Below are 15,172 nucleotides of genomic sequence, written 5' to 3'. Positions count from 1 at the left end.
ACACAAAAAAAGAACCAAATTGAATATTGGTCCTTTTTATCACTTTAATTTATTGACTTTGCTTTCAAGCATTTCTAAGTCCATTTGCCCCTTAATATAATCATTAATCGTTCCATCTGAATTAATGAAAAATGTTTCAGGTAATCCTAAAACCTTATAATCACTACTTGCTTGGTTTTTTGGGTCGACTAAGAGTGGAAATTTATAACCTTTTCCTTCGACAAATTTATGTGCATTTTCTGCCTTCACTTCGGAAGCCGTCATGTTGACTGCTAACACTTCAACATCATCGCTTTTATTTTCATAAAACGTTTGAATTTCAGGCATTTCTTCTCGACATGGCTTGCACCATGATGCCCAGAAGTTGACAACAACCTTTTTCCCTTGTAAATCGGATAAACGAACAGTCTCATTTTCATCATTTAATAATTGAAGTTCAAAGTCAGGTGCCGTATTTCCAATTTCGATACCGGTTACCCCTCTTTTCTGCTCTTGAACAAATTCAAAAACAGCATATCCAACCAGTCCTAATAGAACGAGCGCAATGATAATTTTTTTCACTATTTAAATCCTCCGTACAATTTCAGCAAAATTCATATAGTATTCCTATTCTCATTATACCTATTTAACCATACAAAAGGATAAATTTAAAAGGCAGTTTTGTGAATTCCACAAAACTGCCTAAGAATCAAGGGTAATGACTAGCTTCTTTTTAGCCCTTCATTTTTTCACGAAGTACCATTTGTAGGATACCTCCGTGACGATAGTAATCAATTTCAACTTCACTATCGAAACGAACAAGTACTTCAAATTCTTTCTTGTTTCCTTCTTCGTCAGTAGCCGTTACTTTTACATAATCACGTGGTTTTACATTTTCGTCAATTTGAACTTCGATTGCTTCTTGACCAGTTAGGCCAAGAGTTTCAGCATTTTCACCTTGCTTAAATTGTAATGGAAGCACTCCCATTAATACAAGGTTACTACGGTGAATACGCTCGAAGCTTTCAGCAATAACTGTCTTAATGCCAAGTAGATTAGTACCTTTCGCTGCCCAGTCACGTGATGATCCCATCCCGTAGTCGTTACCAGCGATAACAGCTAGGCCAGTTCCATCCTGCTTGTATTTCATACATGCATCATAGATAGACATTACTTCTCCTGTTGGCCAGTAAGTAGTCCAACCACCTTCTGTACCAGGAGCGATTTGGTTGCGAATACGGATATTCGCGAACGTTCCTCTTGTCATTACGCGGTCGTTACCACGACGTGAACCGTAAGAGTTGAAGTCACGTGGCGTTACACCTTTTTCTTGTAGGTATTTACCTGCTGGTGTGTCTTTACCAATTGAACCTGCTGGTGAAATATGGTCAGTTGTTACGGAATCACCGAATTTACCAATTACACGTAAACCACCAAGCGGCTTAACTTCACCTGCTTCTTTAGATAAGCCTTCAAAGAATGGTGGGTTTTGAATGTATGTTGAATCTTCATCCCACACATAAAGTGCTTGGTCAGTGCTTTCAATTTCATTCCAACGCTCATTATCATCAAATACACGCTCGTATTCTTTTCTGAATAGCTCAGGTGTAACAGTATTCTTAACTTCTGCCTTCACTTCTTCCGCAGAAGGCCAGATGTCATTAAAGAATACATCGTTGCCGTCTTTATCTTTTCCGATAGGTTCTTTTTGTAGGTCGATATCAACTGTACCAGCTAGTGCATATGCCACTACAAGTGGTGGTGATGCAAGGTAGTTACCTTTTACCAGCGGGTGAATACGTCCTTCAAAGTTACGGTTACCAGAAAGAACTGATGTGATGACTAGGTCATTTTCAGCAACTGCTTTTTCAATTTCAGGAGCTAATGGACCTGAGTTACCGATACATGTTGTACATCCATAACCAACAGTGCTAAAGCCAAGCTTTTCAAGGTATGGAAGTAAACCTGAATCTTCTAAGTATCCAGTAACAACTTTAGAACCAGGTGCTAAAGATGTTTTTACAAATTTAGGTACTTCTAAGCCTTTTTCAACTGCTTTTTTCGCAACTAGACCGGCACCTAACATTACGTATGGGTTAGAAGTATTTGTACAGCTTGTGATTGCAGCAATTGCGATATCACCTGTCTTCATTTGTACTTCATCACCATCGTTGAACTTTACAGTTATTTCCTTATTAATTTCTTCAGGAGTTAAACCGTAGCCTTGGTTACCCGTGGCTGTTAACGCAGTTTGATAAGCTTCTTTCATTTTTGAAAGTGGAATTAAATCTTGTGGACGCTTAGGACCAGAAAGATTTGCTTCAATTTCAGAAAGATTAACTTCAACAACATCTGTGAAAGTTGGATCTTCTACATCAGGTGTATAGAATAAGCCGTTCGCTTTACAGTACTCTTCTACAACTTTAACTTGCTCTTCATCACGTCCAGTTAAACGAAGGTATTCTAAAGCTTCGCCATCTACTGGGAAGAATCCGCATGTAGCACCGTATTCTGGAGCCATGTTAGAAATAGTTGCACGGTCTGCTAGTGGAAGTTGTGATACTCCAGGACCGAAGAATTCAACAAATTTACCAACAACGCCCTTTTGACGCAATACTTGAGTTACTTTAAGTGCTAAGTCAGTAGCAGTCGTACCATTTGGTAATGTACCTACTAATTTCACACCGATAACTTCAGGTACTGGGAAATAGGAAGGCTGACCAAGCATTCCTGCTTCAGCTTCAATTCCTCCAACACCCCAACCAAGTACACCAATACCGTTAATCATTGTAGTATGAGAGTCAGTACCTACAAGTGTATCTGGGAATGCTTCAAATTCACCATTTTCACCTTCAACTGCATGAACAACATTAGCTAAGTATTCAAGGTTAACTTGGTGAACGATACCCGTTGCTGGTGGTACAGCACGGTAGTTGTCAAATGCTTTTGTAGCCCAGCTTAAGAACTTATAACGCTCAGCATTACGTTCAAATTCTAGGTCCATATTGAATTTTAATGCATCAAGTGTTCCCGCTCTATCAACTTGAACAGAGTGGTCAATAACTAGATCTACTGGAATTTCTGGGTTGATTTTTTGTGGGTCTCCACCCATGTCAGCCATTGCTTTACGCAGTGAAGCTAAATCAACTACAGCAGGTACCCCAGTAAAATCTTGAAGAATTACACGAGAAGGCTTGAACGGAACGTCAACCTCTTGTAATTTATCAGTTCCCCATTTTGCTAAGTTTTCAACATGTTCTTTTTTAATTACTCTTCCATCAACTTGACGTAATACAGATTCTAAAAGAACCTTAATGGAATATGGCAATTTTGAAACGTTACCAATTTTCGCATCTTCTAATGCTTGTAAGCTATAATAGTTATACTTTTTGCCGTTTGCTTCGAATGAAGAACGTGCATTAAATACATCATGTTTTGCCATATGTATACCCCCTTTATTATAATAGTAAAGCAATTTTACACAATTGTCGAAATTTAAGAGACTTTAAAACTCTTCCCATTAAACCCCTTACAATACATATACTAATATAACTATATACATAAGTAAATAACAAGATTGTTATTATACTCTATAAGTTTTACTTATCAGGTAAAAGGATAATTTGGTGGAAAATGAAGAAAATAAGGTCGGAGGTGAAAAGAATGTCGAAACGCAAAGCAAATCATGTTCGACCTGGAATGAACGACGCAAGTGCGCAAGGTGTTGGGGCTGGATATAATGAAGAATTTGCAAATGAGCCATTAACTGCGGAGCAACGTCAAAACAATAAAAAGCGAAAGAAAAATCAATAAAAGAGAAAAACGCAAGGAGCACGCTCATCGGCGACAAGCATAAGACAAGCGCTGACAGAAGGTGCCATTTACCTTCAGAAGCGATTCGCTAGACCATAGAGCCGATGGCTCCTGCAGCTAGACAAATCGAATTGCCCGCTTATAGCGGGCTTATTTTTATTCATTTACTTCGTTCATAATGGATTGTAAATCCTGTTGAAACTGCTGAAGCTGTGATTTTTGGTGCTCCGATGCCACTTCCATTGCATTTTCAATTTGTTGATAGGCTTCATTAACCTCATTTTTCAATCGTTTTAGATGAGCACCATAATCTGGATCATTGTTAACGATATTTGCATAAACATCTCTTGCTTGCTCTGTCCCTTGTTGTGCTGCTTGAAAGGCCTGCTGTTTATCCTTATGATACGGCATTTTTTCAACTCCCTTAAGGTAATTCGTGCAATTATAGCTTACCTTTTTTCCAAAAAAACATTCAAAATACAATCGCATAAAAAAGTGGAAAAACACTATCCTAATACATATAAGGGGGGATAAAAACATGGGTGAAAAAAATACATTCAAGGATATTAGAGCAAATGGTGGTCAAAATGCAGGAAGTCAACCTCAGCCTTTGAGTGGTTCGAAAAAAGTAAAAAACCGCAACCACTCTAGACAAAAACATAACCAAGGGCATGATATGTAAATAAAAAAAGCGCAGGGCGACCATATTAAGGAACATCGACTAAATACCGCCACGTCCTGTGGCGAACGTCGATGTCAGCACTTCCTCGAAAATGCTATGCATTTTCTTCGTGCGATGATTAATGCTCTCGAAGCCTTTCTTGTCCTGTGCAAGTCAAGCATAAGCCAAGCGCTGACAGAAGGTGTTTTTTTACCTTCAGAAGCGATTGGCTTATGACCTCGAGCCGATGGCGCCTAGAGCTAGACGTCGAAAACTACATAAAGAACTGCCGGATTTTTATCCAATAAGCGTAAATGCTGTTACAATTTCATCGATTTCTTCATTTTCTATTGTCCTAAAATCAAGTAGGACTTCGTTATTTTTAATCCGAACAATGATTGGTATGGAGTGCTGACGTAGCTGAGATGCCAGATCCTCTGCAGACTTTTTAGAATGTGTTAAACAAATTATATTAGTAGGCACCTCAACTCCAGGCATTGTTCCTCCTCCGATCGGCGAACCATCTTCTTTTATTTCGATTGTAAATTGATTTGTTTTTTCTAATAAACATTTACGAAAAAGCTCACAGCGTCCCATTATCTCCTCCTTTGGAACGATGATGTCCCGAATTGTCGGTATTTCGGAGTACTTTCCTTTAAGATAGGTAAATAATGTTGCTTCGAGTGCAGCATATGTCATTTTATCGACACGTAAAACTCGTGCAAGTTGATGTTTCTTTAATTGAACAATTAACTCTTTCTTCCCAACGATTATTCCTGCTTGCGGTCCTCCTAGAAGCTTATCTCCACTAAATGATACGAGGTCAACACCTTGTTCCAAAATTTCTTTTATAATAGGCTCGTTTCCTATTCCATGCTTTGAAAAATCGTATAGTACTCCACTTCCGAGATCTTCATAAATAACAAGATTGTCTTTTTTCTCCTTGAGTGTAACCAATTCTGAGGCCTCAATTGTTTTCGTAAATCCAATTGTCTTGAAATTACTTGTATGTACCTTAAGAATCATTGCTGTTTCATCTGTTACGGCATTCTCATAATCTTTTAGATGCGTTTTATTCGTTGTCCCTACTTCAACAAGTCTTGCATCACTTTCCTCCATGATTGAGGATATGCGGAATGAACCACCTATCTCTACTAATTGCCCACGTGACACAATCACCTCTTGGTTTTTTGCTAATGCACGTAAAATAATAAACACTGCTGCAGCATTATTGTTAACAACCATCGCACTTTCGGCACCTGTTAACTCGGTGAGAAGTGTTTCCACAATCGAATGTCGTGAGCCCCGCGTGCCTACACTTATGTCATATTCTAAATTGGAATATCCTTTCGAGATATCAACAACATGTTGAATAGCTGCCTCACTAAGTCTCGCTCGTCCTAAATTCGTATGTAAAACCGTCCCTGTTGCATTGATTGTTTTTGTTAAGTAGTAATTAGTTCTCCTTATTAGCTCTTTTTCCCCTTTTTGAAAGATAAAGGTCATCATCTCTTCCTTAGATGAAATCTCTTTATCCCAATCCCCATGAATGATATCATTTCGAATCTCTGCAACTACATCCCGTAATACGCTCGTCATATAATCCTTTTCCACTTGATGAAGAGTTTGAATTTGACCAAAGGCTGGATCGGTCTGTAGATCATGGATGGCCGGGAGTAGTTTTACATTATTTTTCATGCCAATTCCTCCATAGAAAGCTTGCATATATGTCTATTTTTACATGATTGCAGCTGACTTTACAACAGATTGTACCCTTTCTACGTTTTCATTATCACGAACAGCCTTCCTTTTGAATACTCTAAATATAGAATTATATGGAGGTTCAAAACATGAATAATTTCGATAATTCAAATCCTCTTTCCTTAAATGGCTTGGAGGACTGGATGAAACAATTCCTTGAAGACCCGTATCTTTTAGACGATTATCAATTTCGAATTGATTTATTTGAAACACAAAATGAGTACATTATAGAAGCAGAATTATCAGGGTATAGACCTGAACAAATCCAGCTAAACGTCAAAAACGACACTTTCCATATTAAGTTAACAGATTGCGACAAACCTCCAAACGATACAATTTTAACCGAAAGAATCGTTACCCTTCCTTTCGAATTAGAAAAAAAGAAAATTGAAGCCCTTTTTCGAAATGAAATTCTTGAAATATATATCAAAAAAAATAGCAAAGGCAAAAAGAAGAAAAGCAAGATAAAAGTAAAAGTCCTGTAAAAGCTACAGGACCCTTTCTAATTTGAAACTTCTTCAAAATTTGTAATCGCTGTTCCCGGAAAGTAAAATTGAATAATCTCTTCATATTTCTTCCCTTTATCCCCCATGATACTCGCTCCCCATTGACTCATTCCGACGCCATGTCCATAGCCTCTTCCTTTCATCACATATTTCGTATCATCTGAATCCAGTGAGTCAATATAATAGCTTTTAAAAATTGTTCCGCCAATCATTGGCCGAATCCGATTTAGGTTTACATTTTCAAGCCTCACATTCCCTAATAGGACTGTCCCATCAAATAACCTTTGTAAAAATTCAACTTCAATTGACCCTGTCATGGAGCGGCTGGATTTATACTTTTCTGGATTTACTTCGAATTTTGGAATCGAAAGAATCGCAATATCACCTGGATAACCTTGTCGGTTTATCGACTTTTTCATTACAGCTGTTATTTCTTTGTCTTTTTCCTGGAGCTCATCCCATGCATGAACAGACTCCCAATCAATTTTTTCAAGGTTTATTTGAGTTTTTGAAAGTACAAATTCCCAAGGGTGGATTGGATCAAACGGATCTTCCTTGATTGGATAGAATGACCTGCTGTCTCCACCCCACACATTTTTATTATTCTCTGTCATTCCTCCATTGCTAGCCGAATAAAAAGCGTCAATTAGCTTATTTTTAAATGTAATCACCTGACCCTTTGTAGCCTCAACCGCCTTTGTTGTCCGTGCATTCCATGCATATCCCCCATAGACCTGATAGAAGGTTGTATCATCCATATCTTCTTTAAGATGAGATACCGCATATGTTCTTGCTGATAGAGCTTGAGCTTTTAGGGCTTCCACATTCCAAGAAGGGAATACTTCAAGTGGGACAACTCCTTTTAAATAATCTTCTAAAGGAAGCTGATTAACCGGACGTACAAAATGGTTATTTTCTACTTGAAACTCCATCGCACCTAAATATGGCCGTTCATCAATATAAACACGATAATTCTCATTATAGGTTCGGGGGTTTAATAAAAAGCTATTATCCACTTGTTGGTTTACTTCCCCTCCTCTAAGAAATAAATTCCCTTTTTTGATAAATAACCGATAATTCACTCCTTCTTGCAATGATAGAGTCGGGTCCAAGGTGAAATAATCACCTGTAAATTTCAGCTGTATCTCTTGTGCATCTCCTACAAAATTTTTAAGTCGTACACGTACTAATTCTTCTGCATCTCCATGGGATAAATCAAATATAAAAATAAATAAACACGTAAAAAACAGTATCTTTTTCATACAAGTATATTTCCCATTCATTTAGAAATATATGAAGATCTATTTTGTACCTAATAAAACGTTTCCTATTACAAATCTTTCGTCGAATAAGGTATAATGAACCATTGAGGTGAACATTATCATGCAGCAGTTATCTGGATGGTTTTTATGGTTTATTATAATATGGGTGGTCTTTTTCATTACAATTCTTGCAATCGGTGGTTTTTTTATGTTTCGTAAGTTTTTAAAGAAACTACCAAAGGAAGATGGAATGTCAGATTTAGATTGGCAGGATTATTACATAGAACAAACGCGGCATATGTGGTCTAACGACCTGAAGGCTTTATTAGAAGATTTAGTGAAGCCCGTGCCAGAACTCTTCCGCGACGTGGCAAGACAAAAAATCGCTGGTAAAATTGGTGAACTTGCATTAGCGGAAAAAGCAAAAAAAATTACTCAGGATTTAGTTGTTAGAGGATATATCATTGCCACGCCAAAGCGTGATCATAAATTTTTATTAAAAACATTACATGAAAAGCAAATAGATGTAACACCTTATAATGAACTATTCTAAAAAACTCGGCATCTTTTGCCGAGTTTTTTATAGGGCTGAAGCTAGTTTTTTATATTTAATATACATCGCAATCCTCCATGGAACAATCATCGCGAAAGCAAGGATCCAGAACATTCCACTTAGTGCTCCAAAATCAATCGTTGTGCTTAAAAATGATTTTAAAACAATTCGTATTGCCAATAACCCTACTAAAATATAAATAAATGCTTTTGACCGTTTAAGATAGATGTCATTTTCTCTTATTTCAAATGACGAAGTTTTTATTAACAGGATTGAAAAAAGCATCCCAACGCCAACAGCTTCTAAAATCTCGAGTGGCGTAACACGAAACATCGGATGTACAAACATGAGTGCCCCTGTACTCATAAAAACAGGTGGCAAAATAATTTTTTTAACGGATGCAGGCTTTTGAGAAGATTTTGTTCTTAAAAAGGTTACGAAGATTGCCATCAAAATTGCGACAACCGAAGATACAATTACCAAAAAAATCAGTCCCTCTACTAATCGTCTGTAATTTGATTGTATAGTCAAATGAAACCCATTTAAGATGAATACTTAAATGGGTTTGCTCTTAATTTAACACTCTATTAATTGCTTCGACAACTCTACTTTCATCGAACGGCTTTACGATATAGTCCTTCGCTCCAGCTGAGATTGCATCAACAACCATTTTTTGCTGACCCATAGCAGAACACATAATAATTCGAGCTTTCGGGTCAAATTCTTTAATCTTTTTAACAGCATCAATGCCATTCATTTCTGGCATTGTAATATCCATTGTCACAAGATCTGGTTTTGTTTCTTTGTATTTTTCAACAGCTTCAAGTCCGTTCTCAGCCTCTGAAACCACTTCATGATCCGCTTTAACTAATATGTCTGTGAGCGTAAGTCTCATAAATTTCGCATCATCAACTACTAAAATTCTAGCCACAGTACTGGTCCTCCTTGAAAATACTCATCAGGTAACATATTCGACTAAAAACCTGTAAATCCTCCAAAGAGAGCAGTCGCGTATGCAATTATTTTTGTCATCCAGTCAAAATACAGTACAATTCCCATGATAATCATTGCATATCCACCAATTTTCATTATCTTGATACTGTTTCTTCGAATCCATTGTATGCGTCCAATGAAAAATGAAAGTATGAGAAATGGAATAGAAAAACCTAATGAATACAGGACCATATACAGCATTGCAGAGTCTGGATTTGTACTCCCAAGTGCGATAACGGACATTAAAATAGGTCCCATACACGGTGTCCAGCCTGCAGCGAATGCCATTCCGATGAAGACAGACCCAACATATCCGGCTGGACGATGTTTGAATTCAATTTTACGATCCTTCATTAAAAATTTTGGTTTAATAATTCCGAGTACAAACAGACCAAAGAAAATAATGAATATAGCTCCAATTTGACGAATCAAATCTTGATAATTACTAAAAATTTGACCGACAAAAGATGTTCCAAAACCAAGCATCACAAAAATAATTGAAAAACCAACTAAAAAGAATATTGTATGTAAAATACTCCGTTTCTGCAGCATCGCATTTTCTGATTTTAGTTCGCTTACAGATGCGCCTGTTATATACGATAAAAATGCTGGATATAACGGTAAACAACATGGTGAAATAAAGGATAAAAATCCAGCACCAAAAGCAAGGAATGCATTTACATCTGCCATATTAACAACTCCTATAATGATGGTATTACCATTCTAGCAAAAAACGGTGTATATTCATAATTATTAATATGAAAGTTTTGTGTCATCCACTATTTGCAAAGATTGAATATATTTCCAAAAAAGTTCCTTGCCACCTATTTACCATTATATGTTATACTATAAAATAACTTGTCCAAACCAACTTTAAAAACAAACGAAGGGGTTATAACTTGTGTCTAAAGAACAACTTCTGCATATAATTGAACAAAAAAGAACTGAACTGGTTGAAATTGTTTTGAAACACGGTTTTACCGCTACGACCACTATTAAAGTAAGCCAAGATTTAGATAATCTTTTAAATCAATATAATGCTGGAAAATCACAGAAAAGCCTCTCAAATTCATGAGAGGCTTTTTTTACATAACGGCTTTTTCAACGTTACCCCGTATTAACGGGCAGTAAGACCCCCATTAGATGGGGACAATTGCCTTAAAAGCCCGATTGGTTCAACTAACAATCAGCGGGGTATGATGAAACCCCCACTGATTGAAGTTTCACTTTATCTACGCTTCCATTCTGGAGTAAAAACATTTTGTAATATAATCCTTTTTGCGCTAACAACTCCTGGTGTGTTCCTCTCTCAACAATCTCCCCTTGATGTAAGACCAAAATTAAATTGGCATCCTGAATCGTAGACAAGCGGTGAGCAATTGCGATCGTTGTTCTTCCTTGCCTCATTTTTTCAAGGGCCTTTTGAATTTCTTCTTCTGTTTCGGTATCGATATTTGCGGTGGCTTCATCAAGAACCAAAATTTTCGGATTGGTTACAATTGTTCTTGCAAATGCCAAAAGCTGCCTTTGGCCACTTGAGAAGGTTGAACCGCGTTCAACCACCTGATAATCGTACCCATCTTCTAGTTTTTTAATAAATGGATCTGCTTGAACGAATTTAGCTGCCTCCTCGATATCTCTGTCTGTAATATCCGGATTGTTTAAACGAAGATTTTCCTTAATGGATCCGACAAATAAAAATGGATCCTGAAGCACGAGACCTATTTTTTGCCGTAGTTCATTATTTTCATAGGATTGAATCGAATGCCCGTCAATCAAAATATCTCCGCGTTCAATCTCATAAAATCTCATTAATAAATTGATGATTGAGCTTTTTCCACTCCCTGTATGTCCGACAAGAGCGACAGTTTCTCCTTTTTTTGCAGTAAAGGAGATATTTTTTAAGACGTCCCGCTTTCCATCATAGGAAAAACTGACATTTTTAAATTCAATTTCCCCTTTATCAATTGATGGTTTCTCATTTCCAACCGTTTGAGGGGCTAGTTCATCATGATCAAGAAGCTCAAATACACGCTGTGAAGCGACAACTGCTTGTTGTAAAAGCGATAAACGCATCATCATATGATTAACTGGCTCGAAAAATCGCTCAAGGTAATTCACAAAAGCATAAAGTACACCTATTTCAATCGGGCTCTCAAGTGCAGTGATTCCAAAAAAGCTTAAAACTAAAATAATCGTCACAATATAGATAAAATCAACTGCGGGCCTTAATAGCAGTCCATCAAGCTTTATATTTTTTATTCCCGCTTGATAATGAGCATCATTGATCTCGGCAAATTCACGACGCATTCTTTTTTCCTGACGAAATACCTGAATAATAGCCATACCTTGAAGTGATTCATTGAGTTTCGCATTCAACTGACTAAGCCGTTCCCTCATATCATGGTAATATTTTGAACTGAATTTACGATATGTTTGCATCAAAATAAACAAAATCGGTATTAACACTAAGCAAAACAGTGCAAGTTGAACATTCAGATAGAACATTGCAATAAAAACTCCGACTAAAAACACACCATTTTGTACAAACGTAGCAACAACTTCGACAAACATATCCTTGATTGCCTCCGTGTCATTTGTAACCCTTGAAACAATGCTTCCTCCCGGTGTTTTATCAAAATATTTCAACCCTAGCTTATGAACCTTAGAGAATACCTCTATCCTCATTTCACGAATGATTTTCAAAGCGATTTCCTGAAATTTCACAAGTTGAAAATACTGTAAGATAACCTTTGAAACATGAATAAAAAGATAAATAGCCCCTAAATATACTAATGGTTGGACCGGAAGATGGCGTGGTGTTAAATAATCATCAATGAAAATTTTAATTAAAATCGGACCAATTAAATCCGCAAGAGTTGCTATTAATAGCAACGCAAATGCAAATACGAATTCCTTAGTATGTGATTTTGTATATGATAGGAGGCGTAATAATGTACGCCTTTGTTCTTTTTTCGACATTTTGTTCATGCTTTACCCTCCATGCTCAACAAGTGATTCAAGCTGCTGGCGATGATACATATCACGATACCATCCCTCATCTTCCATAAGCTCACCGTGTGTACCATGCTGAGCAATCCTACCATCTTCTAATACGATAATTTGATTTGCGTGCTGAATAGCGCTTAAACGATGTGATGTAATGAACGTTGTTTTTCCTTCTCGGTTTTCCCGTAAGGCACGTAAAATTTCCTCTTCCGTCTTAGCATCAACAGCTGATAAAGAATCATCAAGAATCAAAATTTCTGGATTCATCAACAATGCCCTAGCAATTGAAATTCTCTGCTTTTGTCCCCCTGATAATGATACTCCTCGTTCACCAACGACCGTCTCATATCCATCTGTAAACTGTAAAATATCATCATGAATATTGGCAAGCTTTGCTGCCTCCATAATTTCATTCATTGATGCATCTGGCTTGGCAAATGCAATGTTATCCGCAACTGTTGCGGAAAAAAGAAAATGATCCTGCGGCACATAGCCAATTCCCTTACGTAACGCATCCAATGTATATGTTTTAATCTCTTTTTCACCAATTATTATTTGACCATCATAACCCTCAATTTCACGAATCAATAGTTTTAACAATGTTGTTTTACCTGCACCTGTCTTTCCAACTATTCCAAGTGTATGCCCACGTTTTAAGTTAAAATGGATCCCTAAAAGAGTTTGTTTTGACTCTCCAATAAAGGAAAATTGAGAAATGGAGTACTCGATATCACCCGTTGGTATCATTTCACTAGCATTCTCACAATCTGTTATTTCCATTGGTTCAGCAAGAAGGCTTGATACCCGGTCATAGGATGCTCTTCCTCGCTCTACAATGTTAAAAAGCCAACCAAAAGCAAGTAGTGGCCATATGAGCAATCCTAGATACGTTGTAAAAGTAACCAATTCTCCAAGCGTCATTTCACCTGCAAGTACATATCTGGAACCAAACACAATCGCAAGAAAGAAGGAAATTCCCACTATTAACGAAATCGTTGGATCATACAGAGCATCAACCTTTGCAACCTTAAGGTTTTTTTGAACAACATCATCTGACTGCTTTCGAAATGATTCTATATCCTCTTCCTCTTGACCAAATGTTTTAATGACCTTAATTCCACTCACACTTTCCTGTACCTTATCATTCAGACTTGAGAAAGCTTCCTGTGCCTTGTGAAAATGTCTATGTAATAATGTTCCATAATAATTCGTTGATAGTGCCATAAACGGCAAAGGAATTAGACAGATCAATGTGAGCTTCCAGTTTATTGTAAACGCCATTGTCAATAATACAAATCCGCCTGTTGCAAGTGAGTCAACTAATGTCAGTACACCTGCACCAGCCGTTTGCTGAATTGCCTGCAAATCATTCGTTGAATGGGCCATCAAGTCGCCAATCCTTCTTTTTTGGAAAAAGCCTTGTGACATTTTCGTAAAATGTTCATATAGTCGATTCCTTAATAATCTTGCTAGTTTTACTGAAGAACCAAAAATCATGATTCTCCAAAAGAACCGAACGACATAAACGGTACATGCAGTTGCTAATAATATCGCTAACCATTTAAATAAAATTTCTTTCGTAAGTGTTCCTTGTGCAATGTAATCAACTGTCATACCAATCACTTTGGGCGGAACAAGCTCCAATAAAGCAACGATCAACAATAAGAAAATACCAGTTATATATGACTTTTTCTCCTGCTTAAAAAACCACATTAAATCCTTAAAGATTTTCATCCAATAATCCTCCGAATGACGAAATAAGTGCCATATTAGTTTACCAAATTTTTAAAATTGTAGGAAGATGAAACCAAGCTATTCTTAAGAATTAAGTGAAAATCATTATGCTTTTCGAAAATTTTTACTATAATTGAATTAGATTATAAGTTGAGGTGAATGTGGATGATTAAATATAAAGAGCTCCATCACGTGAGTTTAACGGTAACGAATCTTGAAAAAGCGAAGGATTTTTACAGTAATATTCTCTGCTTACAAGAAATTGAACGACCAAATTTTGATTTCGCTGGAGCTTGGTACGGGGTTGGGAATCAGCAGTTACATTTAATCGTCCTACCTGAATCCCAAACGATTCGGAAGGATAAAAGCATTAGCAGTAGAGAAGGTCATTTTGCACTTAGAGTTCAAAACTATTACGACACGTTAAATTGGCTTTCAATGCATAATGTAACCGTTCTAGAGAAACCAGATAGTGTTAGCGGTTTTGCGCAAATTTTCTGTGCCGACCCTGATGGAAATTTAATCGAATTAAATGTGGACCAAATGGATTTATAAGAGCGAATACAAAAAAGCCACTCTTTTAGTGAGATCTCACTAGAAAAGTGGCTTTTTATGGAAGTTGAAACTATGTTGTTCAACTTTTATTGCTTGTCCATTTGACCATTCATTGCTTTTAGCATTTGATTGATCTTCTTTTGTGATGGCTTTTGACCCATTTGCATCATCATTACTTTTAGCATTTGCTCATTGATTGGTGGATTTTTCTTTAAGTAGTTCATCATGTATTTACGCGCAATAAAGAATCCTAATGCAGCGCCACCAAGTAAAGCTACCACTATTAAGACGATAGCTAACCATATTTGCATCATACAAAAACTTCCTCCTTCATGTTGTCTCATTA

Annotated in this window: 17 protein-coding genes; 6 read left to right on the top strand and 11 right to left on the bottom strand. The window is 36.9% G+C overall.

The window, feature by feature from the left end; genetic code table 11:
* Positions 1–39 precede the first annotated feature (39 nt).
* Together V7112_RS20195 and acnA are read right to left on the bottom strand one after the other, a co-directional pair.
* Complete coding sequence (locus tag V7112_RS20195; RefSeq protein WP_335423209.1) at positions 40–561, bottom strand: TlpA family protein disulfide reductase; 522 nt, start codon at positions 559–561, stop codon at positions 40–42.
* A 151-nt stretch (positions 562–712) separates the two neighbouring features.
* Complete coding sequence (gene acnA, locus V7112_RS20190; protein ID WP_335423208.1) at positions 713–3,421, bottom strand: aconitate hydratase AcnA; 2,709 nt, start codon at positions 3,419–3,421, stop codon at positions 713–715.
* A 221-nt stretch (positions 3,422–3,642) separates the two neighbouring features.
* On the opposite strand from acnA, the gene sspO reads away from it, so the two are divergent.
* A complete protein-coding gene (gene sspO, locus V7112_RS20185; RefSeq protein WP_057999856.1) occupies positions 3,643–3,792 on the top strand; it encodes a small acid-soluble spore protein O in 150 nt (49 codons plus the stop codon).
* A gap of 156 nt (positions 3,793–3,948) precedes the next feature.
* Here sspO and V7112_RS20180 read toward each other — a convergent pair whose 3' ends face one another.
* Positions 3,949–4,203 carry a hypothetical protein gene (locus V7112_RS20180; protein ID WP_335423207.1) on the bottom strand — a complete coding sequence of 85 codons (255 nt, stop codon included), beginning with the start codon at positions 4,201–4,203 and terminating at the stop codon, positions 3,949–3,951.
* 127 nt (positions 4,204–4,330) lie between these two features.
* Here V7112_RS20180 and V7112_RS20175 point away from each other — a divergent pair, with 127 nt between their 5' ends.
* Positions 4,331–4,474 (top strand): small acid-soluble spore protein P, encoded by a 144-nt coding sequence (locus V7112_RS20175; RefSeq protein WP_335423206.1) that lies wholly within the window; start codon positions 4,331–4,333, stop codon positions 4,472–4,474.
* Between the two features lie 276 nt (positions 4,475–4,750).
* On the opposite strand, the gene selA is transcribed toward V7112_RS20175, so the two are convergent.
* Complete coding sequence (gene selA, locus V7112_RS20170; RefSeq protein WP_335423205.1) at positions 4,751–6,151, bottom strand: L-seryl-tRNA(Sec) selenium transferase; 1,401 nt, start codon at positions 6,149–6,151, stop codon at positions 4,751–4,753.
* 152 nt (positions 6,152–6,303) lie between these two features.
* Between selA and V7112_RS20165 the strand changes: the two genes are divergently transcribed.
* Positions 6,304–6,699: an Hsp20/alpha crystallin family protein gene (locus V7112_RS20165; RefSeq protein WP_335423204.1), complete on the top strand. Its 396-nt coding sequence runs from the start codon at positions 6,304–6,306 to the stop codon at positions 6,697–6,699.
* Between the two features lie 17 nt (positions 6,700–6,716).
* Here the strand turns inward: V7112_RS20165 and V7112_RS20160 are convergent, their stop codons facing one another.
* Complete coding sequence (locus tag V7112_RS20160; protein ID WP_335423203.1) at positions 6,717–7,982, bottom strand: SpoIID/LytB domain-containing protein; 1,266 nt, start codon at positions 7,980–7,982, stop codon at positions 6,717–6,719.
* A 121-nt stretch (positions 7,983–8,103) separates the two neighbouring features.
* Here V7112_RS20160 and V7112_RS20155 point away from each other — a divergent pair, with 121 nt between their 5' ends.
* A complete protein-coding gene (locus tag V7112_RS20155) occupies positions 8,104–8,535 on the top strand; it encodes a DUF2621 domain-containing protein (RefSeq protein WP_335423202.1) in 432 nt (143 codons plus the stop codon).
* Between the two features lie 27 nt (positions 8,536–8,562).
* Here V7112_RS20155 and V7112_RS20150 read toward each other — a convergent pair whose 3' ends face one another.
* From V7112_RS20150 to V7112_RS20140, 3 genes are all read right to left on the bottom strand, one after another.
* Positions 8,563–9,024: a CcdC family protein gene (locus V7112_RS20150; RefSeq protein WP_335423221.1), complete on the bottom strand. Its 462-nt coding sequence runs from the start codon at positions 9,022–9,024 to the stop codon at positions 8,563–8,565.
* A gap of 82 nt (positions 9,025–9,106) precedes the next feature.
* Positions 9,107–9,466 carry a response regulator gene (locus tag V7112_RS20145; RefSeq protein ID WP_335423201.1) on the bottom strand — a complete coding sequence of 120 codons (360 nt, stop codon included), beginning with the start codon at positions 9,464–9,466 and terminating at the stop codon, positions 9,107–9,109.
* Positions 9,467–9,510: 44 nt separating this feature from the next.
* On the bottom strand, positions 9,511–10,218 hold the full coding sequence (locus tag V7112_RS20140) for a cytochrome c biogenesis CcdA family protein (protein WP_335423200.1): 708 nt from the start codon (positions 10,216–10,218) through the stop codon (positions 9,511–9,513).
* A gap of 211 nt (positions 10,219–10,429) precedes the next feature.
* Between V7112_RS20140 and V7112_RS20135 the strand changes: the two genes are divergently transcribed.
* A complete protein-coding gene (locus V7112_RS20135) occupies positions 10,430–10,603 on the top strand; it encodes an aspartyl-phosphate phosphatase Spo0E family protein (RefSeq protein WP_335423199.1) in 174 nt (57 codons plus the stop codon).
* A gap of 104 nt (positions 10,604–10,707) precedes the next feature.
* On the opposite strand, the gene V7112_RS20130 is transcribed toward V7112_RS20135, so the two are convergent.
* Both V7112_RS20130 and V7112_RS20125 read right to left on the bottom strand, forming a co-directional pair.
* Positions 10,708–12,519: an ABC transporter ATP-binding protein gene (locus tag V7112_RS20130; protein WP_335423198.1), complete on the bottom strand. Its 1,812-nt coding sequence runs from the start codon at positions 12,517–12,519 to the stop codon at positions 10,708–10,710.
* Positions 12,520–12,522: 3 nt separating this feature from the next.
* Positions 12,523–14,271, bottom strand: coding sequence for an ABC transporter transmembrane domain-containing protein (locus V7112_RS20125; RefSeq protein ID WP_335423197.1), 1,749 nt, complete (start codon positions 14,269–14,271; stop codon positions 12,523–12,525).
* A gap of 165 nt (positions 14,272–14,436) precedes the next feature.
* Here V7112_RS20125 and V7112_RS20120 point away from each other — a divergent pair, with 165 nt between their 5' ends.
* Positions 14,437–14,826 (top strand): VOC family protein, encoded by a 390-nt coding sequence (locus V7112_RS20120; protein ID WP_335423196.1) that lies wholly within the window; start codon positions 14,437–14,439, stop codon positions 14,824–14,826.
* A gap of 86 nt (positions 14,827–14,912) precedes the next feature.
* Here the strand turns inward: V7112_RS20120 and V7112_RS20115 are convergent, their stop codons facing one another.
* A complete protein-coding gene (locus tag V7112_RS20115; RefSeq protein ID WP_335423220.1) occupies positions 14,913–15,137 on the bottom strand; it encodes a YneF family protein in 225 nt (74 codons plus the stop codon).
* Positions 15,138–15,172 lie beyond the last annotated feature (35 nt).

This window comes from Bacillus sp. JJ1566 (assembly GCF_036962685.1).
In the GTDB taxonomy this organism is placed as follows: Bacteria; Bacillota; Bacilli; order Bacillales; family Bacillaceae_L; genus Ferdinandcohnia.
This window is presented reverse-complemented; position numbering and strand designations above follow the sequence as displayed.